Raw genomic sequence first — 18,177 nt, 5'->3', positions numbered from 1 at the left:
CACACGCAACTTTTTAGAGTTGTACGTTAAGACCTACGCGAGTTATTCCCAGACCTATGCCAATAGTTTTTATCTGGATGTTGAGGGGCTCTATTGTGAGCATTATTGCTGATCCGGATGTGGGTCTTAATCCCAATTTTATATTTGGCCCAAACTCCATGCCCCCACTGTGGTCCTGTACAGATACTATTGCACCATCGGGGTGATCCTCATTTTCAACATATTTTTCTCCTTTAAAGTAGTAATAGCCGATAGAGGCTCTTCCGCTAAGCCGTAACTGTATGAGGCTTTTTGTTTTGGTACCGAGAATTCTGGTATTACCAACTAAGCTAATATTGTAGAAATGGTCATAGAACTTTTTATCTTTTATGAATTCTTTTGTTTCCCGTCCCCATTTGCTAATTGAAGAGCCATATTTTATTTGGGCGCCATAAGATTGAGCTCCCCGGTAGTACCCAATTTCCATACCAAATGTATGGAAATTATTTATAGAAACCCCAAACAGATAACTATAGCGAGCAACTTCTTCAATGTTATAAGTGTCTCCTGAATAAAAAACATCAACGGAATAGATGGGCTGGAAGTACAATCCATCGGGATCAACATAGGTTTTGTTCTGCCCCTTTACAGCAAAAAATGGAATTGTGAGGAATAACAATAGAAAGTAATACTTCTGGCTCATTGGTAGTTTATTAGGTGATGAATTTATACCTATATAACAACTTCTTAAGAAATATACTATCTGTTTAGTTTTCTTAATAAAAAAATGGAGTATCCCTTTCGGAATACTCCATTGCAATACGTTTGATTTTTTTATTTATGCTTCATCGCGGCACGCTTCGGCAGCCGTGGCTCCGCATTTCGAGCATTTTACGACTTCTCGAGCACATTCATTTTTAGGTTCATGTTGACAAGCTTCTAATGCGGTAGCACCGCATTCCGGACATTCATCTCTTTTGCACATAACCTCTCCTTCTTTTGTTTAAGATTATGTAATAAAGGTATCTAAAGGGGATACTAATTTCTAGCAGGAAAGAAAATATGAAACAAGTCTAAATAAAGGATGCTTTTAGTTATGTGGGTAGCGAACCTCTGGTACTACCCTAGCCAATTTTTTAATATGGATTTTACATTCTTGCAAGATTGTATCGATCTGACGAATTTCGTTACCAATGTTTTGGGGGATGGTGCTATCCGGTAAAACCCCAATACTTTCATCACCTTCGGAATCGGGGCCCAGCTGAAACTTCATGGAAGATACCCGTAGAGATAGCTTTGTGTTGGGCAGTTGAAAAGAGAGGGGGTGGGCATAGAAAGTGCCACCTTCTCCTCCGGTTTCGCGACCAATTAATGTGCCCAGTTTTTTGCGTTTAACAGCAGAGGCAAAAGTTGTAGCTGTCGAAAAGGTCCCTTCATTAATCAATACATATAACTTGCCCTTAAACCGCTTAGAGGGGGCTTTAGGTTGGATAGGCGTGTCCTCAACTTCAACCAGGGAGCCTTCTTCGGCGCGCCATATTGTTCGTCCTCTTTTATCAAAATATTGGAGAGGTAACCATCGTACGAGTCCGGGAATACGTTGCTTCATCTTTTTCTTAAACTGACTGCTTGCTCGCGGTGCAACACTAGTTTCAAGTAGAAAGGGGGCGTCTGCCAGGTAGCTGAGTAGTTCTTCGGCCTGATCGCTATTGCCGCCTGCATTATCTCTGATATCAATAATGAGGTTGTCAATATCCGATCTATTGATCTGTTCAAATGAAGAAGTCAGGAAACGATCATACTTTTTTTTGTCTTCACCAAAATAATTAATGGTTAACAGCCCGGTTTTTTCATCAACAGGTGTAAAGTTGAATGGGGGATGCGCTGTTGAGTCGCGTTGACTTCTTAAGGCGCTCCTACTAATCCCCATTACTGTTTCCTGGTAGGATTGTCCATCATGAGAGAAAACGATATCAAACGTATCGACCCACTGGTAGTTGATCCAAAGCAGGGCTTTAAAAAAATCACTCTGCTTTTCCATACGCCGTAGACGCCAAGCTTTATTTTTGCCGGCAAACATAGCCGTAAATTTGGTTTTGATCTCTTTTACAGGTGTTTCATTAATTGAGCGTATTTTTAAGCCTGCTTTAATTTGATCCTTTTTTGAATAATTGCGGTATACATAGGTCCCATCCTCCCCAAAAATGATATCAAAAGGGAAAATGCGCCCGTTATTTTTTAAGTAATAATTCACTTCCTTCCAGGGAAGACCAACTGTTGTATGTCCATCTTGGATAGCTGTAATCTCGGGGGCTAATTTCAGAAAAAACTCTTGCCTGTTGAGGCGGTGGTCCATGGTGTTTTTCAGGGAGTCAATTTGTTGTTGAAAGGACGTGACAATCTCAGGCTGATTGTAAAATGCCGGATGGACTTCCTGTATGGTTCGGGAGGTAAAATTGAGATCTTGTCGCAGGGCATCCGCAGAAAATGTTTGGGATGGTACAATTTCTGGAGCGGGGTTGGTGGTTTTACATCCCCAAAGAAAAGATGTAAGTACTAATAAATAGACAAAAGTTGATCTATTAAAAGGCATAAATTTTTCTCTTTGTGGATGTATATAGGCTCTCCTCAAAAGTTGACGTGTCAATAGATTTCAATATAGAAGAAAATAGCATTTATGCGAATTTTGTGAACAGGTTTATAAAGAGAGATAGGAGGAGGGTTTTAGCTAACTTTGAATTGGTATGGTAACAGTTTGCGTGTCGAAATATTTCAGAAAACGATGTGCTCGCTTAAAGGGATGGTGTGTTAAAGCTCTTGTTTAGGTTTTGGGAAAATCCGGACAGCCATCATTTTAGTATGCTGGCAACGGTACTTTTATTTCGGATACAGAAGCTTGTCAAACTATAAGTAGAATTTTAAACCGATGCCTCCACCATAGCTGTACGTCAGAACATTTTTACAATAGATCATATCAGCGGCAGGGGTTAGGGTGATGGCCATGTTGTTTATTTTAAAACCAACAGTGCCTGTTAGCCCCAGAAATATGCTGGCATAATGATTCGTCTCAATACTTGATGAATTCGTTTTTTTCCTTGAGTATCGCAGGATTCCGGGGCCAATTTTGGCATCAGCCTCCAATATGACTTTTCCGATTTCGGTATAGCTATTGAGGCCAAGTATCACCGACAGGTTCCAATAATTTGTTAGCATTTTTTGATAGACTGCTTGGGAGGAATCACCAGAACCCCAAACACCTGCAAGCCCAATTTTAAGTCTGTCCATTTTATATCCCAGTTCCAACGCCTTACTGTTTACGGAAATAAAATCTGGAAATATTGAATTGTGGTCAGACTTATTACTTGCACTGGCTTGTCCGGTAAGCCAGGCTGTGGATACATAAATATGGTTATCGTTAAATTGCGCCTGTTGAGGATAGAGCTGCTTTTTTGAAAAAAACAGGCTAAGTAAACAGGTGAAGAAGAGGATTCTCTTTAGAGTATTCATAACTGGGTTTGTCGTAAGAAATGAAGAGCAAAATTATGGGATGAAATTTACAGGCCAGTGAAGTTCATTTTAGTGTTTAGATTATGATTGTTTTGTAAGTAAGACGCCTGTCATCAGCCATAAATATGAGCCCTTTAAATTGAACCGGTATGTCGATAAAAGTGGGTATCTTTGCTAGTGGACTGGTTTTAACCCCAATTCAGTGAAAATGCCGTCAAGGTCACGGAAGTTAGGTATGTTAAATGTGCTTTTAACACTATTGCCGATTCCAATAAAATGGTATCCTAGCTGTTTGCTCGCCATCTTATCCCACGAGCCGTCACCAAAATATGTTTTCTTATGGGCGGTGCTCCCCTGCAAAGCACGCTGTTCGGCAATTTGCATAATCTCTATGCGACTGGGTGAGTCAGAGGCTGTTGCGAGGGGGAAATTATCAGGGTCGATTCCGATAGCCTGAAGTTTCATTCGGGCAGTTTCTTTCCATCCACCGGTGGCAATAGCAGGAATTACCTTTTTTCGCATATTGAGGGTATCAATAAGTTTTTTTGCACCTGAGATTTCAGTGACTGAACCGGTAGACCTTGATATATAGTTCTTTGTTTTCTTTACAAAACATCGACGGACTTTCCTGTGAATATCAATATCGAGGTGTTCGAAGTTATGTTCTTTAATAATTTGATCCAGAATTCCACTATCCGTAACGTGCTTGTATTCACCCCAATTGGCATCGATCTCAATATCTAGCACCTCTTGTATTGTCTCGATATATAAATCACTGTCAAACCCTTGTGAATCTACCAGAGTTCCATCTATATCAAAAGTAATAAGGTACATAAAATGTATTTAGGTGCCGCAAAAAACTTATGCATAGTCTACAATTGCCGGCATGATGATTAACTTTAAAAAATAAAGAGTATCTATAAATAGGGAAGCAAGCAACAGCCCATGCTCAACAGACTGATGATTCCTTTTTTTGCAATTCCTTAGTTAACAGTGATTTCTAGGTTGATCCACTTCATGCTTTTGTTAGGGCTTGATCCCCTTTTGTCAATACCTTTAAAACCCTGTTGGGCTTTATACTTATATACAGCTTCCCAATAGGTAGTTGGGTTACGTACTATCGAACTGACTTCGCTGTTTTCGGGGGTGTTGGGTTATGGTAGCCATCTCTTCATCCCCGGAAATGCCTGTATGGTATTTAAATACTTCAGAACTGCTGATTGATACCTTAGCCATGGTCGAATGCACCAGCAACTAGGTAGTTTCATAAGTGATGACGAAAACGGGTTTTAAACGTTTTGTAGGCTCTTGCAGCAGGCATTGGATCTGACAGCGTTTAACAGATGTAGCACACTAACTATTTTTATAACTGTTGCAACTCTTTTTGAGTTTTCTTTGGCAGTTTGTCTACCACCAGGCGGTATGAGTCCGAGATCCATTCTTTAAGAAGGTGATCCGGAACAGCTTCATCCATTTTGATGCTGTTCCAATGCTTCTTATTCATATGATAGCCGGGAATAACGAACGAGTATCGCTCCCTGAGATCAATGGCTTTTACCGGATCACATTTTACGTTAACCAACTCAAAGGTATCTACATCGGTTGCGCTAAACATTTTTCCTTTGACTTTAAAGACCAGCGTTTGCTCATCAAAGGGAAATCCCTCTGTAACACCCGGAAACGAAAGGCAGTATGTTCGGTATTCTATAATATCCATTATGTTAACGTATCTGAGAATGTGAGAATAAACCCATTGGGGTCCTGTATTGCAAACTCATGTGCTCCATAAAAAGTCTCGTGCATCTCTTTGACGATTTGAACCTCATCTTTAATATTTTGAAATAGATGGTCAAGATCTTCTGTCTTGATATAAAGCGTTAGTGCTCCGCCTTGCTGTTGAGCTTTAAGTTCAGGGTATTCACTTTTGATGGAGCTATCCTTTTGGAACATGATGAGCACGTCATCTTTTCGTACGAAGCCCCAATCTAGCTCTCCTTCTTCAGGGACCGTCTGAAGCACCTCAAAATTGAGAATACTGGTGTAAAACTCTATTGTTTCGTTTACATCCTTAACCATTAGGTTGGGGGTAAGTGATTTTAATTTCATATCATATATATGTTAGTTACGATTATTTGCTGCCAAGTTAATCGATCCTAAACAGTGAAGCTTTGTAAAAAAACGACATTATCGCATTTTCGATGGGGGCACGCCCGCCATCTTCTTAAACTCCCTTGTAAGGTGTGCGTGATCATAGTAACCGTTATCAAGGGCAATATTGAGCAGACTTTGGTTTGGGTATTTTCATATTAAAGATTTGGTATGCAGATATCGAACGATACAGGTATAGCTTTTCATGCTGACCCCAATGCCGGATCGGAAGCGCCGTTCAAGCTGCCGACGACTGATATTCAAGCTCTTTACCAACTCCTTGATAGGGATATTCCCTGCATACTCTCTGATACATGCCGCGGCAGCAGCGGCAATAGCATCAATGTTGTTATCTGAATTGTTATTCATTTTTAAAAGCAGTTGATCTAAGTGTGATACTAACTGCTGCCGGGAATTAAGATCCGCTATCTTTGCCCAGGTAGCCTTATTTAAAGTGGGCGACAGCTCCCCGGCATCAATATTTATATCCTGAATTTTGTGAAGGGGTAGGGTGGTGAGGGCACCTATGGCTCCCGTTTTAAAACGAATGCCCACAAGCCTGCTTTGAGGTGAGACCTCAACCTTTTTGCATTCGGTCATCATACCAACCGCCGAGATACTCTCGGGTGACAGCCCCGCTTGTTGAATATCCGCTGATACCGTATCCCCAAAATTGAATATCAGGTCGGTGCATCCGTCCGGTCGTATATATTGTACCTGTCGGTCAGTGGGGGCGGAGACCCAATAGCAGTCCACTATGTTTTGTAGTGCGTTTCCCGGTTCAAATTCTTGATAGATATTCATGCAAGAGTAAATAATTGGGTGTAGTAAATAAATCCTGTTTTAAAGAAACTCTTGTAGATGGATAAAGTTAATTTGCCGAGATAAGAAATGAAATAATTATGGAGAGAGAATAATTACTTGGAATTAGCACTCAAATATTTATCTAACCCGAACCTTGTTGCCAAGGCACAACCTCCAATGAATACTGAATAAAAAATTTGGTGAAGAAAACTTCTCTCACTTCCAATTAAGTAGTAATCAATTAAAAAGAATATAATTGTAAATAATACAAACCAGAGAATCAGTTTATTAGGCTTCATAAATTATAAAATGATTTTATTCCAGTTTACAGTTAACAACAGTTTGGGAATAAGCTGTGGGGGCATATGAATCTTAATCTATTAAGTAGTGAACAGAAAGTTAAAAAGCCAGGCGCTGGTAATACAAATCGTTTAAATCACTCTTCTATACAAATATCAGTTATTTTTAGCGTGTTATCATAATGGTTGTTTACCAATTCCTGTAAGTTCTGATATTCTGTTAGTAACTTTTTTTGAATACGAAAAAGTTCGTTAATTACTCCTCGCTCTCCTTCCTGATGCATTTCTTCCCCTTGTTCAAATTGAAGACCATTTGTAAATAGGGCTTCTATATAAGCTTGTACGATGGATCGATGATCACTTTGATGGGCATTGATTTCGCCAATTTTAGAAGCAAGTCCATATTCAATATATGAAGCTGCTCCAGTAGTTTTAGCAACATCCCAAGCATCGTTGCGTAGAAATCCGATTTGTATTCCCTTAGTAGTTTGCTCGCCTTTTACTACCGCTTGGTGATATGATTGAACGTTTTCAATTCGAGAACAATTTGCTTGGACTTCATCAACGACTTCTTGTAAAGAACGTTCTGCTAAATCCTGATGAGATTGGGCTTCACGCCAACTATTTAGTGCAAGTGCCAATAATACACTTAAAACTACAAGAAGGCCTTCAATGATGAGACGTTTCCAAGGGAAATTAGAAAAAGGTTTCTTAGTAAATAACATGACATGGAAACTTAATTCATTTAACTTTTTGTATAAGGATCTGGTTCATAAGGTGCCTCTGTATTGCTGTTGAATTGGTAACTAACGAAAGAAGAGTATCAAAACCAAAGTTGGCTGGCAGAGTAGTTGGGGCAAGATTATGTTTATATGCTGTATAGGTGCACGGTACTTTTCCTATTTTTTAAAATTCACAGGTATAACATATGGAACCATAACAGGCTGTCCGTCTTTTTGGGCAGGTTTAAAATCCATTTCCCGAATAGCTTCTATAGCAGCTTTTTCAAACTTCTTCGGGACCCTTAATACAGATTCAAAACATTTTGTCATTCCTTGTTTATCTACAAGAAATTTCACAATTACACGACCGGAAAAATCACCTTCAGGGTATTCAAGTTCGTTGTACAATGATTCTATGCTTCCAATTAATTCCGGATTCTTATCGACAAGTGAATCATTGCTTTCTTCTTCAAGCTTTTGCCATTCTTGATATTTCGACTGACAGTCAAGCGAGTCTGCTTGTGCAAAAGCTGATTGTGTTGAAATTAACAAACCAACAATTATTGCAAATAGTGTTCGCATAATATTTTTTCGTTTAAAAGTGTACTCAACGACTTTGTATATAAGTTACAGGCACAAGCATGTTGAAGTTATTTACAAACGAAATGTTAACCAATAGATTCGAAGCGGGCAAAAACTAGCCGCTTGTCCACCAAAGCCATTCCTGCGCTGAAGCTGTGTAGCGTAAGAGATTGAAATTTCGGCTGTACTTAATCAGCATACGAATTCTTGTGAATGCAATTGCAGTTTAATATTTGGAAGCTATAAAAATAAAACTGGAAGGGGTAGCTTAAAACTCATCCTGATCACCAATGTCGGTAGCCAGAGCTGCCCTAGTCCATGGGGATTTGCTTGATGTTTCCTTTTTGAAGGGGATAAACATATTTACGCCCCCAATAATCAAATCGGAAAATAACACTATCAGGAATTGTAAATTCTATCTTAGTTCCACATTCAATTGTATGAGTACCAGGAGAGATCGGCCCAGCTTCATTTAGTTCATATTGCCAAACTTTACCATCAACTAAGATAGGTCCACATTTGCCTCCATTATCATCAACAATAGATAGATAAGTTTTTCCATCCTCTGAGGGTTTTGTTGAACCGCGCAAATGTCTATCCCTACAACCAGAACTGAGGACAGATAGACCAACCAAGATAAAAGACAAAACGGTTATCTGAAATTGCCTCATCTAAAAAACTGGAACAAGCATTCCTTCATAATACATATCGACCGGGGGATTAAATACCTTTTCAACGCTTTGTGATTTTCGGTCAATCCAGACCTCTAAAACCGAGGTCTTGTTTATCGCCTGAAGCAATATCTTTTGTCCGTCTGCTTGACCATTGGGGCCAAAATGAGCCAGGGAGAAAATAATTTTGTAGTGGCTTTGGTTTTTATCACTTGGCCATTCATGAGTAGGTACTGTTCCTTCGGGCATTGCCATTGGTACCTCCGACACAAACAGAGATGCAGGCATCACATAGTTAATAAATCGGTGATTTGTATCCTCGTATTCATTTAAGGATGCTACAACTGACGAATCTGATTTTATGATAGTGACCATTTCGGCTATTTCATCAGGGTTAAGTTTACCAAGCGAAAGATAAACCTCTTGTTCTGTAGTGTAGGTATAAAGGTTACTTACGGTATAACCATGAATGCCCCTTGCGGCAGTAAAGGCCAAGAGTATGATAAGTACATAAAATCCAACAGTCCCAATGATCTTACCAATCCTTTTTTGAGGTCGTGGTATATAATGAAATAGCTTTTCAATACCCTGCGGAAGAAACATGCCGGTCTGCGAACGATAGTTCTCATAGTCAGCAAAAGTTTGCTTGCACTTACGTTCTTCTATTTTAGCCAGAAAAAAGTACGCAAAACATACCGTAACAAATCCAAATAGCACGAGATACCGGGGCCAGACTAGCACCATCCCAAAGCTGGAAATCATGAGGGCAAGGTATTGAGGATGGCGAATATAGTGATAGATGCCTCCGAAAACGGCTCCACTCTTTGTCAACTTATTCCAATAAATTTGTGCTGCACCTATCAGAAAGGCAGTGAGCCCTCCTAAAAACAGCGTCATTCCAATCACTTCGTGCCAGGTGATAAACAGTGATTGGCTTTCGCGGGCAATATGCGGCATAAAAAAGCCGATAAGCCAGCTGGTCGATTCCGAAAGGTTTAGCGCCTGGAGTCCAGGTCCATAAATACTATAAATATAAGCAGCAAAGGGACTGAACATATAAAAGAATTCGAAGGCTATGAGGCCGTAGTATAGTATGCTGGCCCAAAAAGCACTGCGTGTGGCATTGGTGGTTCGGTGGTTGTTATCTTCTTGTTCCATTGGTTATAAGCTATTTAGTTTGCGAAAGGCAAATTGAGGTGCAATGCGGGAGAGAAAGTAGAGCAGTTTGACCTTACCCACCTTCACCTCTTCGGCTCCTGTAGCAATTCCCGTCATCATTTTTTTGACTGCCTCTTCTGGCGAAATAGCGATATCAGGAGGGGTCCCCTTGTGCCAAGGGGTGTCAACAGCCGGAAATTGGACTTCAATAATATTAATCGGCAAATGTTCTGATTGGGATCTCAGAACCTGAGTAAATGAATGCAATGCCGACTTGGTAGCATTATAAAATGGGTAGATCGTACGCGGCACATATACGAGTCCGGTTGTGATATTTATAATAGCGGGATTTTCGTTGGTGCTCAGGATGGGGGCAAACAGCTTTGATAGTCTGATGGGAGCCATCAAGTTGGTCTGTATTTCTGTATCTGCCTTCTCAAGTATATCATCATCTTGGTGAAAATTTTCGACGTGAACAGTGGCAGCATTATTGATCAAGATATTACAATCAGCATGTTCTTCTCGGACCCAGGTGCGTAATCGCTCACAATCCGACGGATTTGATATGTCACATTGCAGGTAATGAAGGTCCGGCAATTGTTGCTTGGCTCGTTGCAGCCTTTCGAGGGTTCTGCCGCATATCAGGACTTTATTGTTCCTTTTCAAAAGCCTTTTGGCCAGTTCTAAACCAATGCCAGAACTACCCCCGGTTATAAGGATGGTGTTGTTTTCAAGTACCATAATTGTTGTATTAGTTTTTGATTATGGTACAACCTAGGGACTTACCGGTGGGCGATCATTGATCTATGTTAATAGACCTTATTTTTTTCGGATTCTGCTGAGCGATTCAGGAGTGATCCCTATGTAGGAGGCAATAATATGCTGTTTGACTCTCTTTTCCAGATCAGGATATCGTTCCAAAAAAGAATGATATCGCTGTTCGGCATTCATCAATAAAAATTCGCGTTCTCGCCGTACCTTGGCCAGATATCCTTTCTGAAGAAGAGCGACCAAAAAATTATTCCAGCAGGGATCTTCTGAAAATAATTGGCGAAACTTGTAGTAATCTACGGCCTCAATGATAGCGTCTTCCAGTGCCTCGATGGAGTAGTGGGCCGGACTGTTTTCAAGAATTGCATCATAGGCACTTAACACCGAATTAACATCAAAGAAACCCTTAGTGAACTCTACTCCATCCTCACTAGTATAGTAATACCGGAATAACCCCTTTTTTACAAAGGCAATAGTTTTAGAATTCCTTCCCGCCCGAACAAAGTGCTCTCCCTTGTTAATATTTTTGACAGAAATAAGAGCCCGAAACTTATCTTCCTGTTCAGCAGGTAAGTCCGTAATAGTTTTGATAAACTCTATAAATTCACTTTCACTATTCATATTGCCTACATTGTTTCAAGCTCTTGTATAAGCTTTTTAAAATCTGATGTTTCTAGAATATAGCAGCTATCTAGCGATATATCCCATTACATAATGTTAAGAAATAATGAGGAATAATGAACAGAGAACAAAGCAGAAACCGGCAGTGGTCTGCTACCGAAGCCATACCTGTTGCTAAAAGGAATCCCTCGGTGCAGGGAAGCGGGGCCTGTCTGTTTGAAGCGCTGGCCAGCCTGCTAAATCTACTAGTACGGTCTTCTTTTATTATCAAAAACTGATTTTACAATTACTTTCGCATCTGAAGACGGCTCCACATCAGGAAACCTTTTATTAATATGTGCAATGGCTTTTTCAATAAAACTTTGAACATAAGGGGTTTCTAAGTCCTTGTCCTTTTTTATTTTTAAATGCCGAGTTCGTTTACCGGAACCATTTAGAAGATTATCAGGATCTTCCAATGCTGTACCATGGTTAAATCCCAAATTTAGGTGCTTACTGTATAACGCGATATGGCAAAATGCATTACCTAAATCACTTGTAAAGCTGAATGCGGTAGAAAGTGCATTATATGAATCGTAGATCAGCTCGAATGAATTTGGGGCTTGCCTGAGTACCAATGCTCTTAGCCCAAGTGCTTTATTTTGCACATGATTGGGATAGGGAGTCATAAATTCTAATAACTTTTCACTTGGCCTCTTATTGAAGACATAATGAAAATGTTTTATCAGCACGTTAACGACCTTGCGAATAATTGGCATATAGAATTGTTATTAGTATACCAACTAAAGGGGTAAGGGCATGCTCACCGAAGCTTTGGGGTTAAAGCGTAGGAGAGCGAGGCACGTCCCGTTGAAGCGCGGGTTAACGCAAGCTCAGACAAACTACTTCTAAAAAGGATAGGCCCGAATTTCGCCTTTTTCAGATGCAGCAAGTATTCGACTATTGGCAAAATCAATATCAAGAACAGGAGTAATATTTTTGGAAGAAAATTTATATTTATGCAGGAGTTTACCAGCATTATTATACTGATGAATCATCACTGGACTTGTATTAACCACTAGGTAAAGATCGCCTTCATTATTACTGAATCCTGAAGAATAATATTCTAAACCAACTCTATCTCTTATATCAGGAGAATTACTCATTCGGTCCATCGCGTCAAAAAAACGGGTTCTAATACTATTCGTTTCTGTAGTATTTATATTTTTTTCCCACAGCTTCCCTCCGTTTGCAGCATACTTAGCTATTTGGGAAAGAGAACTGTAGATAACAAAGTATTCATTAGGATTGTCACGATCTTGAACCGGAAAACTGTTGGGTTTATAAAATGAGGGGACTTTTCCATCGGTCGCTTCATTTCTCAATTTTTGATTATCCAGTACAAAGGAGCTTCCCTCGGGAACTTCACCCAACTCTGAAAGCTGTTTTTTCTTCTCCCAGTCTATTATTTGAAAAATATGTTCACTTTTATCCCCTACATTCACATTAGATAATATAATATCTCCCTGCAGGTTTACATAAGGCTGGTTATCAATTTCATTTGCCGTTACTAGACCGATTCCTGGTGGCGGTATCGTTGGTTGACCCGCTATTTCACCAAAATTAAATGAGGATACGAAGTTACCCTCCATATCGTATTTATGAATCATGAATTGAACAATATCAATTATATATAGATGTTGCTCCCTCACGAACATGTTATTAACGAATAAATATTCTCCGGGACCTCGACCTGTTCTGCCTATTTTATTTATAATTGTACCTTTTTTATCCATTTTCAATACTTGTTGTTGCCTGACATCATAGACAAAAAAGGTAGAATCACTCCCATGCCTAATTATAACAGGTGTTGCTAACTTATTTTCCTCCAGATCCACAAGGGTTTCGTAGTTTTTAAGCTCCGTTGATTCTACAAAATCTGTTTTTCCCGCAGAATTAGATGAGTCTTCATGATTGCAACTTTGCACAAAACACAAAAGACATCCACATAGAAAAAGCTTAGCTTCTGGTCTTTTAAGCAATAGGTTTGTCCAAAAGAAAAAGTATTCCGAGAAAAAGTTCCTTAAAATATTCATGATAAGAACTTATTTGTAAGTAGCGCTAACGGGATGGCGGATAACCTGCGTGGCACCAAGTACCGTATTAGATTAATATTTGTACAAGTCTGCAATCAAACCGGGCCAAAAGAAAGGCCACGTCCGATTGATGCGCTTGCTAGGTACATTTTACCGTGATTTGAGGATGTTAAGATGAAGCAACTGCTCGGCTCTCATAACATGGATGATATAAATCGTACCATTGTCAATTCGGTAGAAAATGCGACAAGGAGAAAGATCCAACTGCCGATAAACTGACTCTCCCAACTCAGGAACAGCTTTTCCCAGTTTGGGATGTTGATTTAAATTCTCGACTCGGTTAAAACAACGATGAACTAATTTTTTGGCCGCAGCTGGATTATCGAGAGAAATATAATCGGCGATTTGATCCAAATCTTGAAGAGCAGGCTCGGTCCAAATTACTTGAGCCATCGTTCCATTCGCTTTTTAGCCTCCTCATGTGAGACAACACGATCTTGTAAAATAGCTTTTTCACCACGTGCTAATCCTTCGAGCAGCTTAAGTTTTTTCTGGATTTGTTCAAATTGCTCAACATCAACTAGGTAAGCGGATGGTTTTCCATGCTCGGTAATAAGCACCGGTTCTTTCTCTTCCCGAAGTTCGGCAAGAAGCTTGGTAGCCTGGCGTTTCAATGTGGTCACGAGTTCTGTTTTCATAGTGATACTAAAGTAGTACTTTTTTAGAAAGGAAACAATTTTCGGAAATGTGCCTAACGGCCTGACGGATAAGCTGCGTGGTGATTACAAGTGAATTTAGAAGATAATACGGGAACTGCAAGGGAAGGGGTTGTTGAAAAGCCCGTACCACATCAGGTTAATCTGCTTGTTAGCGAATCCTATTCGGGTTTATCTGGTAATTCCTGGCTCGTATGCCAAATAGTAAGCATATCGACTTGGTTGGTCTTGACTTCGTAAATCAACCGGTAATTTCCATGAATCAGTTCCCGGATTTCAGGTTGTCCAAATTCCGGAACAATACGCCCACTTTCCGGATGAGATCGCAGTTGTTCACATTGGTCAAAGATCTCATTTGCCCAATTTACAGCCGTTGGAATATCATTAAGCGCTATATAATCTGAAAACTCTTCAATACGCCCCAGAAACCGATCTGTTAAAATTATTTCCATTTAGACAGGTGCTTTTCAATACGTTTCCTGGCTTCATCCATCGTGTAGGTTTCTCCTTTTTCTACCTGTTGTTTGGCTTCGAGTAAGTCTTCCAGCAATTCCAACTTCTTGGAAAAGCGCTCGTATTCGGTCACATCCATCAATACTGCCGCACTTTTACCGTGTTGTGTCAGAATGATGGGTTGTTTTTCTTTTTTAAGGCGCTTAATAAAATCAGCTGATTTCTTGCGAAACTCCGAGAGGGGTTCTATATCTTTGGATATCGAAATGGAATTCATAATGGTATATATTTTGTCTTTTTATATACTATAAATATACTGAAAGAAAGCACAGGTGACAAAGAGAGAATAGGTTAGCTAGCGGGATGGCGGATAAGCTGCGTGGATGCAAATCCGCTATTGAATTAATATTTCTACAAATCTGCAATCAAGCTGGGCCAAAAGCAAGGTCACGTCAGGTTGATGCGCCTGGTAATGTGTACACGGCTATGGGGCAAACATTTCGTGAAGAGTACTTAGCGTTTTTTCTTGTGCTGTTGAACTAATCGTTCCCAGCTTTTTGATGAGTCGTTTTTTGTCGACCGTCCGGATTTGATCTAACACGATTTGTCCGCGTTTTTTCTGCAAAGTTATGGTCACGCGTGTTGGATAGTTTTTAATAGCTGAGGTCATCGGGGCTATAATGACCGTTCGGATATGCCGGTTCATTTCATCAGGGGAGATGATCAGGCAAGCAGGTGTTTTTTTGATTTCAGAGCCTTCGGTCGGATTTAAGGAAATAAGGTAAACATCAAATCGTCCGATCTTTTATTTTTCTACCATTTCCACTCAGCAAGCAAAACTTCAAGCCCAGATCGCTCGCGTGGAGCCGCGATTAGATGAGTTGGCTGAGGAACATTACAAACGTAGGTTGGCTGCGTTGCTAACAATTCTGGGGATTGGTCGGGAAACAGCAATTCTGCTGTTATGCATCACGGATGGGTTTCTGCGATTCCCAAGCGCCCGCCAGTTAGCCAGCTATGTTTGCTATTTGGCAGTAAGAAAACAAAACGAGCAGGGTCGGGCGAGGTGCGTCTTATGCCTTCTTTTTAAAACTTTTATTTGACTCTTAGCTAAGGGTAAGCGCCGGTTAGGTGTTTGCATTATATTTCCAGGGATTGATCAATTCTACCCCTGAAGCTTTCATATCGTTTGTATTTCCGGTTACGACAGCAAAGTCATGGACCAAAGCAGTTGCTGCAATTAATGCATCGATAGCTGGAATCGCCGTTCCCATTTTTTCTGCTTTGGCTAAAACTTTTCCCCATTGGTTTACTTCGGTCAAGCTAACATCTAAAACTCGATTTTTAAATCGATGCAACAAATCTTCGTTTATCCAGTGATTAAGCCTACGTTTTCTTTTGGAAGAAGGCAGCTTTTCGATTCCTTTTCGTAGTTCTCCAAAAGTAATAACACTCAGATACAGGTCAAACTCATTATGATCGGAAAACCACTGGATAACATTTTCGTCAGGATTTGATTTTGCTAGTTCAGAAATACAACACGTATCAATCAAATAGCTCATAAAGAAATATCTCGGGCAGGGGATTTATCTCGTTCAAGGTCCAAATCAACGGAAGCAAGGGGAGATTGTTGGAAAAAATCAACAAGACTCGTCTTGGGCTGTTCCATTTTTTGGTAGTCTTCCACTGAAAGCACGACCACACTGTCTTTCCCGTGCTTGGTGACGGTTTGGGGACCTTCTTCAGTGGCTTTTCGGACGACTTCACTGAATTTGTTTTTGGCTTCTTGGAGTTGCCACTTTGCAAGCTTCATAGTTACCTCCTGTTTTTATGTCTAGTCTGTCTAGAAAATAGATATTAATAACTAAAATAAGAAGGAATTATTTTCCAAAAGATGGGAGACTGGACAAACACCTAACGACCTGGCGCATAAGGGGCGTGCAAAATAGCGTTGTATTTGTTAAAAATGTACTACGGAAACTGACTTTATTAAATGCCTGGGAGTAATCCCGGCCGGAATGCTATTTAGGTTTTGGTAATACCATCGGCGGGAGGACTGACTGGGGCGTTAGGCTCGAGGCCTTATGCGCGGGCTAGCCTGTCTCCCGCCGTGCTGGTATTGTTAAATATGAGAGATGGTTTTGCACATCTCAACTCGGTAGGGTAGTCTAATAAATGCGCTGGTTAGGTTTAACTTATTGCCCGTAATGGACTTCTCGATGACAATTTGGGCACAATGCCATCGCATTTTCTACTGTGTCATTTCCACCTTCTGCTAATGGTTTTTTGTGATGAATTTCTAAATATGGTGTCCCATCACTGGCTCTCAAAAATGGAGCATCGTCTTCACATCTTTCACATTCACCATCGGCTCTTTTTAAAACTTCCACAATTACATCTGGATTTCGACGATAACCTTTCGATAAAACCTGGATCTGTTCTGGTTTTTTCGATGCTTGAGACAGTCTCTCTTGTCTAGCCTCATCACTTAGTTTTGAGGATTCTTCAATTCCCTTTTCTAATTCTTCTTCAAGATTTTCTTCTGTTGAAGTTTCTTCTAAGCCAAACCAGTTTGGTAACTCTTTGACATATACCCAATTACCAGATTGTTTTCTAGGCTTAACTGGTTCACCATTTCTGGTTTTGATGAGATTTTTAACAGAAAATTGGTTAGGTAGTTTTTTAAGATTGACTATTGATATTAGGTTAACGGATTCTGTCCCATTTGCAGTGAGATAAATCTCTTCCTCTTTAGGTTGGTACTTACTAATGTGATTATTTAAGACTTCTCGCCGTTTAGGAGGGATTTCTTGCTTATTTTCCCAATCAATAATTTCAGCTGAATAACAAATCTTATCTAAATTTTTTGTTGTAGAAATGTAGAGAGAGGTTGGATTATCTTTTGTTGGAGGATTCTCTTTTAACTTTACAATTCGTTGACTTGAGTGAGGCTGAAGGTAGAAAGTCTTGCCAGGGTGATCCTTTTGAGCTTCTAAAATTTCTTCTAGGACACTTTTAAAAACACCATTTAGAAAGAGAGAATCTTTCATTAGCAGAAGTTTTAGTTAAACCTAACCTATAATTATATCAACTAGGTATTTGTATAATAATATTATCATGCAGAGCTATAATGTGCCTAAATCTGTTTAAAAGCCAAAAAATAATATTATACGGGCATGTTATCTCAACTGAATGCAGCATAACATGTTGACATAATATGACGGCTCGTAGGTCTAAGAAATAGGGCGGGGGAGAGCATAATCACAAAATAAAAAAGCCGTACCCGGTGGGGTACAGCTTTTAGCGGTGTGCCCAAGAGGAGACTCGAACTCCTACGAGCGTTAGCTCACATGCACCTGAAGCATGCGCGTCTACCAATTCCGCCACTTGGGCAATTATCACTATGTCAACTTTTTCAAGATCGTCCTCCGAAGCTTCTGCGCAGGTGGACGCCACTTGGGCTCAACGAAGCTTTAGCATAGTTGAGCTTTGCATCTGAGTAAATAATAAAGTTCAAAGGACAAATATTAAGTCTTCAAGTTATTTCTGGAGAAGATATCGTATTGTCTTTTTGAGCGGTTCCAAATATAGGACTTTTAATAATGAATTTGAAACCCTTTGATCTACTTTTTTAGGATGGGCATTGAAACCGGCCCCGGCAAGGGGTAAAC

General features: G+C 40.0%; 27 protein-coding genes and 1 tRNA gene. 2 read left to right on the top strand and 26 right to left on the bottom strand.

From position 1 onward, the window contains the following. Positions 1–13 precede the first annotated feature (13 nt). From G3569_RS13610 to G3569_RS13545, 15 genes are all read right to left on the bottom strand, one after another. Positions 14–682, bottom strand: coding sequence for a hypothetical protein (locus G3569_RS13610; RefSeq protein ID WP_165270089.1), 669 nt, complete (start codon positions 680–682; stop codon positions 14–16). A gap of 135 nt (positions 683–817) precedes the next feature. Next, positions 818–964 (bottom strand): hypothetical protein, encoded by a 147-nt coding sequence (locus tag G3569_RS13605; RefSeq protein WP_165270087.1) that lies wholly within the window; start codon positions 962–964, stop codon positions 818–820. Positions 965–1,069: 105 nt separating this feature from the next. Next, positions 1,070–2,572, bottom strand: a complete 1,503-nt coding sequence (locus tag G3569_RS13600) for a S41 family peptidase (RefSeq protein WP_165270085.1) — start codon at positions 2,570–2,572, stop codon at positions 1,070–1,072. A 311-nt stretch (positions 2,573–2,883) separates the two neighbouring features. Then, complete coding sequence (locus G3569_RS13595; protein WP_165270083.1) at positions 2,884–3,486, bottom strand: hypothetical protein; 603 nt, start codon at positions 3,484–3,486, stop codon at positions 2,884–2,886. A 174-nt stretch (positions 3,487–3,660) separates the two neighbouring features. Further along, complete coding sequence (locus G3569_RS13590) at positions 3,661–4,320, bottom strand: HAD family hydrolase (RefSeq protein WP_165270081.1); 660 nt, start codon at positions 4,318–4,320, stop codon at positions 3,661–3,663. Positions 4,321–4,596: 276 nt separating this feature from the next. Then, on the bottom strand, positions 4,597–4,722 hold the full coding sequence (locus G3569_RS18825; protein WP_276611354.1) for a hypothetical protein: 126 nt from the start codon (positions 4,720–4,722) through the stop codon (positions 4,597–4,599). A gap of 127 nt (positions 4,723–4,849) precedes the next feature. Further along, the gene (locus G3569_RS13585; protein WP_165270079.1) at positions 4,850–5,203 is read right to left on the bottom strand and encodes an MmcQ/YjbR family DNA-binding protein; all 354 of its coding nucleotides are present in this window, start codon (positions 5,201–5,203) and stop codon (positions 4,850–4,852) included. Further along, a complete protein-coding gene (locus G3569_RS13580; protein ID WP_165270055.1) occupies positions 5,203–5,592 on the bottom strand; it encodes a VOC family protein in 390 nt (129 codons plus the stop codon). The genes G3569_RS13585 and G3569_RS13580 overlap by 1 nt, the downstream gene beginning before the upstream one ends. Before the next feature lie 195 nt (positions 5,593–5,787). Then, a complete protein-coding gene (locus G3569_RS13575) occupies positions 5,788–6,438 on the bottom strand; it encodes a DUF6597 domain-containing transcriptional factor (protein ID WP_165270053.1) in 651 nt (216 codons plus the stop codon). A gap of 436 nt (positions 6,439–6,874) precedes the next feature. Further along, the gene (locus G3569_RS13570; RefSeq protein WP_165270051.1) at positions 6,875–7,462 is read right to left on the bottom strand and encodes a hypothetical protein; all 588 of its coding nucleotides are present in this window, start codon (positions 7,460–7,462) and stop codon (positions 6,875–6,877) included. 174 nt (positions 7,463–7,636) lie between these two features. After that, complete coding sequence (locus G3569_RS13565; protein WP_165270049.1) at positions 7,637–8,041, bottom strand: energy transducer TonB; 405 nt, start codon at positions 8,039–8,041, stop codon at positions 7,637–7,639. Positions 8,042–8,352: 311 nt separating this feature from the next. Continuing rightward, the gene (locus tag G3569_RS13560) at positions 8,353–8,631 is read right to left on the bottom strand and encodes a hypothetical protein (RefSeq protein ID WP_205720209.1); all 279 of its coding nucleotides are present in this window, start codon (positions 8,629–8,631) and stop codon (positions 8,353–8,355) included. Positions 8,632–8,712: 81 nt separating this feature from the next. Continuing rightward, positions 8,713–9,870, bottom strand: coding sequence for a methyltransferase family protein (locus tag G3569_RS13555; protein ID WP_165270045.1), 1,158 nt, complete (start codon positions 9,868–9,870; stop codon positions 8,713–8,715). Positions 9,871–9,873: 3 nt separating this feature from the next. Continuing rightward, positions 9,874–10,611, bottom strand: coding sequence for an SDR family oxidoreductase (locus G3569_RS13550; protein ID WP_165270043.1), 738 nt, complete (start codon positions 10,609–10,611; stop codon positions 9,874–9,876). Between the two features lie 78 nt (positions 10,612–10,689). Then, positions 10,690–11,262, bottom strand: a complete 573-nt coding sequence (locus G3569_RS13545; protein WP_165270041.1) for a Crp/Fnr family transcriptional regulator — start codon at positions 11,260–11,262, stop codon at positions 10,690–10,692. Positions 11,263–11,378: 116 nt separating this feature from the next. Between G3569_RS13545 and G3569_RS13540 the strand changes: the two genes are divergently transcribed. Then, positions 11,379–11,540: a hypothetical protein gene (locus G3569_RS13540; protein ID WP_165270039.1), complete on the top strand. Its 162-nt coding sequence runs from the start codon at positions 11,379–11,381 to the stop codon at positions 11,538–11,540. Here G3569_RS13540 and G3569_RS13535 read toward each other — a convergent pair. From G3569_RS13535 to G3569_RS13505, 7 genes are all read right to left on the bottom strand, one after another. Continuing rightward, positions 11,508–12,020: a DUF1801 domain-containing protein gene (locus tag G3569_RS13535; RefSeq protein ID WP_165270037.1), complete on the bottom strand. Its 513-nt coding sequence runs from the start codon at positions 12,018–12,020 to the stop codon at positions 11,508–11,510. The genes G3569_RS13540 and G3569_RS13535 overlap by 33 nt on opposite strands. A 129-nt stretch (positions 12,021–12,149) precedes the next feature. Further along, positions 12,150–13,337, bottom strand: a complete 1,188-nt coding sequence (locus G3569_RS13530; protein WP_165270035.1) for a 6-bladed beta-propeller — start codon at positions 13,335–13,337, stop codon at positions 12,150–12,152. A 150-nt stretch (positions 13,338–13,487) separates the two neighbouring features. Continuing rightward, positions 13,488–13,790 carry a type II toxin-antitoxin system RelE/ParE family toxin gene (locus G3569_RS13525; RefSeq protein WP_165270033.1) on the bottom strand — a complete coding sequence of 101 codons (303 nt, stop codon included), beginning with the start codon at positions 13,788–13,790 and terminating at the stop codon, positions 13,488–13,490. Further along, positions 13,778–14,035, bottom strand: coding sequence for a type II toxin-antitoxin system Phd/YefM family antitoxin (locus tag G3569_RS13520; protein ID WP_165270031.1), 258 nt, complete (start codon positions 14,033–14,035; stop codon positions 13,778–13,780). Before G3569_RS13520 ends, G3569_RS13525 begins: the two co-directional genes overlap by 13 nt. A 179-nt stretch (positions 14,036–14,214) precedes the next feature. Beyond that, positions 14,215–14,505 (bottom strand): type II toxin-antitoxin system RelE/ParE family toxin, encoded by a 291-nt coding sequence (locus G3569_RS13515; RefSeq protein ID WP_165270029.1) that lies wholly within the window; start codon positions 14,503–14,505, stop codon positions 14,215–14,217. Next, positions 14,496–14,783, bottom strand: coding sequence for a type II toxin-antitoxin system Phd/YefM family antitoxin (locus tag G3569_RS13510; RefSeq protein ID WP_165270027.1), 288 nt, complete (start codon positions 14,781–14,783; stop codon positions 14,496–14,498). The genes G3569_RS13515 and G3569_RS13510 overlap by 10 nt, the downstream gene beginning before the upstream one ends. 207 nt (positions 14,784–14,990) lie before the next feature. Continuing rightward, on the bottom strand, positions 14,991–15,308 hold the full coding sequence (locus G3569_RS13505) for a type II toxin-antitoxin system PemK/MazF family toxin (RefSeq protein WP_165270177.1): 318 nt from the start codon (positions 15,306–15,308) through the stop codon (positions 14,991–14,993). A gap of 58 nt (positions 15,309–15,366) precedes the next feature. Between G3569_RS13505 and G3569_RS18980 the strand changes: the two genes are divergently transcribed. Further along, positions 15,367–15,609: a transposase gene (locus tag G3569_RS18980; protein ID WP_165270025.1), complete on the top strand. Its 243-nt coding sequence runs from the start codon at positions 15,367–15,369 to the stop codon at positions 15,607–15,609. 24 nt (positions 15,610–15,633) lie between these two features. On the opposite strand, the gene G3569_RS13495 is transcribed toward G3569_RS18980, so the two are convergent. The 4 genes from G3569_RS13495 to G3569_RS13480 all read right to left on the bottom strand — a co-directional run bounded on the left by G3569_RS13495 (position 15,634) and on the right by G3569_RS13480 (position 17,899). Then, complete coding sequence (locus G3569_RS13495) at positions 15,634–16,068, bottom strand: type II toxin-antitoxin system VapC family toxin (protein WP_165270023.1); 435 nt, start codon at positions 16,066–16,068, stop codon at positions 15,634–15,636. Further along, entirely contained in the window at positions 16,065–16,319 is a 255-nt protein-coding gene (locus G3569_RS13490; protein ID WP_165270021.1) for a type II toxin-antitoxin system Phd/YefM family antitoxin, read from the bottom strand. The genes G3569_RS13495 and G3569_RS13490 overlap by 4 nt, the downstream gene beginning before the upstream one ends. Before the next feature lie 382 nt (positions 16,320–16,701). Beyond that, positions 16,702–17,556 carry an HNH endonuclease gene (locus G3569_RS13485; RefSeq protein ID WP_165270019.1) on the bottom strand — a complete coding sequence of 285 codons (855 nt, stop codon included), beginning with the start codon at positions 17,554–17,556 and terminating at the stop codon, positions 16,702–16,704. A gap of 259 nt (positions 17,557–17,815) precedes the next feature. Then, positions 17,816–17,899, bottom strand: a tRNA-Leu gene (locus tag G3569_RS13480). Between the last annotated feature and the right edge of the window lie 278 nt (positions 17,900–18,177).

Origin of the sequence: Fodinibius halophilus (assembly GCF_011059105.1) — a bacterium.
GTDB lineage: Bacteria > Bacteroidota > Rhodothermia > Balneolales > Balneolaceae > Fodinibius > Fodinibius halophilus.
This window is presented reverse-complemented; position numbering and strand designations above follow the sequence as displayed.

What these genes read in the sequence shown, in the direction of transcription:
- G3569_RS13610 (WP_165270089.1), bottom strand. Translation starts at nt 682, where the DNA reads ATGAGCCAGAAGTATTACTTTCTATTGTTATTCCTCACAATTCCATTT.
- G3569_RS13605 (WP_165270087.1), bottom strand. Translation starts at nt 964, where the DNA reads ATGTGCAAAAGAGATGAATGTCCGGAATGCGGTGCTACCGCATTAGAA.
- G3569_RS13600 (WP_165270085.1), bottom strand. Translation starts at nt 2,572, where the DNA reads ATGCCTTTTAATAGATCAACTTTTGTCTATTTATTAGTACTTACATCT.
- G3569_RS13595 (WP_165270083.1), bottom strand. Translation starts at nt 3,486, where the DNA reads ATGAATACTCTAAAGAGAATCCTCTTCTTCACCTGTTTACTTAGCCTG.
- G3569_RS13590 (WP_165270081.1), bottom strand. Translation starts at nt 4,320, where the DNA reads ATGTACCTTATTACTTTTGATATAGATGGAACTCTGGTAGATTCACAA.
- G3569_RS18825 (WP_276611354.1), bottom strand. Translation starts at nt 4,722, where the DNA reads ATGGCTAAGGTATCAATCAGCAGTTCTGAAGTATTTAAATACCATACA.
- G3569_RS13585 (WP_165270079.1), bottom strand. Translation starts at nt 5,203, where the DNA reads ATGGATATTATAGAATACCGAACATACTGCCTTTCGTTTCCGGGTGTT.
- G3569_RS13580 (WP_165270055.1), bottom strand. Translation starts at nt 5,592, where the DNA reads ATGAAATTAAAATCACTTACCCCCAACCTAATGGTTAAGGATGTAAAC.
- G3569_RS13575 (WP_165270053.1), bottom strand. Translation starts at nt 6,438, where the DNA reads ATGAATATCTATCAAGAATTTGAACCGGGAAACGCACTACAAAACATA.
- G3569_RS13570 (WP_165270051.1), bottom strand. Translation starts at nt 7,462, where the DNA reads ATGTTATTTACTAAGAAACCTTTTTCTAATTTCCCTTGGAAACGTCTC.
- G3569_RS13565 (WP_165270049.1), bottom strand. Translation starts at nt 8,041, where the DNA reads ATGCGAACACTATTTGCAATAATTGTTGGTTTGTTAATTTCAACACAA.
- G3569_RS13555 (WP_165270045.1), bottom strand. Translation starts at nt 9,870, where the DNA reads ATGGAACAAGAAGATAACAACCACCGAACCACCAATGCCACACGCAGT.
- G3569_RS13550 (WP_165270043.1), bottom strand. Translation starts at nt 10,611, where the DNA reads ATGGTACTTGAAAACAACACCATCCTTATAACCGGGGGTAGTTCTGGC.
- G3569_RS13545 (WP_165270041.1), bottom strand. Translation starts at nt 11,262, where the DNA reads ATGAATAGTGAAAGTGAATTTATAGAGTTTATCAAAACTATTACGGAC.
- G3569_RS13540 (WP_165270039.1), top strand. Translation starts at nt 11,379, where the DNA reads ATGAACAGAGAACAAAGCAGAAACCGGCAGTGGTCTGCTACCGAAGCC.
- G3569_RS13535 (WP_165270037.1), bottom strand. Translation starts at nt 12,020, where the DNA reads ATGCCAATTATTCGCAAGGTCGTTAACGTGCTGATAAAACATTTTCAT.
- G3569_RS13530 (WP_165270035.1), bottom strand. Translation starts at nt 13,337, where the DNA reads ATGAATATTTTAAGGAACTTTTTCTCGGAATACTTTTTCTTTTGGACA.
- G3569_RS13525 (WP_165270033.1), bottom strand. Translation starts at nt 13,790, where the DNA reads ATGGCTCAAGTAATTTGGACCGAGCCTGCTCTTCAAGATTTGGATCAA.
- G3569_RS13520 (WP_165270031.1), bottom strand. Translation starts at nt 14,035, where the DNA reads ATGAAAACAGAACTCGTGACCACATTGAAACGCCAGGCTACCAAGCTT.
- G3569_RS13515 (WP_165270029.1), bottom strand. Translation starts at nt 14,505, where the DNA reads ATGGAAATAATTTTAACAGATCGGTTTCTGGGGCGTATTGAAGAGTTT.
- G3569_RS13510 (WP_165270027.1), bottom strand. Translation starts at nt 14,783, where the DNA reads ATGAATTCCATTTCGATATCCAAAGATATAGAACCCCTCTCGGAGTTT.
- G3569_RS13495 (WP_165270023.1), bottom strand. Translation starts at nt 16,068, where the DNA reads ATGAGCTATTTGATTGATACGTGTTGTATTTCTGAACTAGCAAAATCA.
- G3569_RS13490 (WP_165270021.1), bottom strand. Translation starts at nt 16,319, where the DNA reads ATGAAGCTTGCAAAGTGGCAACTCCAAGAAGCCAAAAACAAATTCAGT.
- G3569_RS13485 (WP_165270019.1), bottom strand. Translation starts at nt 17,556, where the DNA reads ATGAAAGATTCTCTCTTTCTAAATGGTGTTTTTAAAAGTGTCCTAGAA.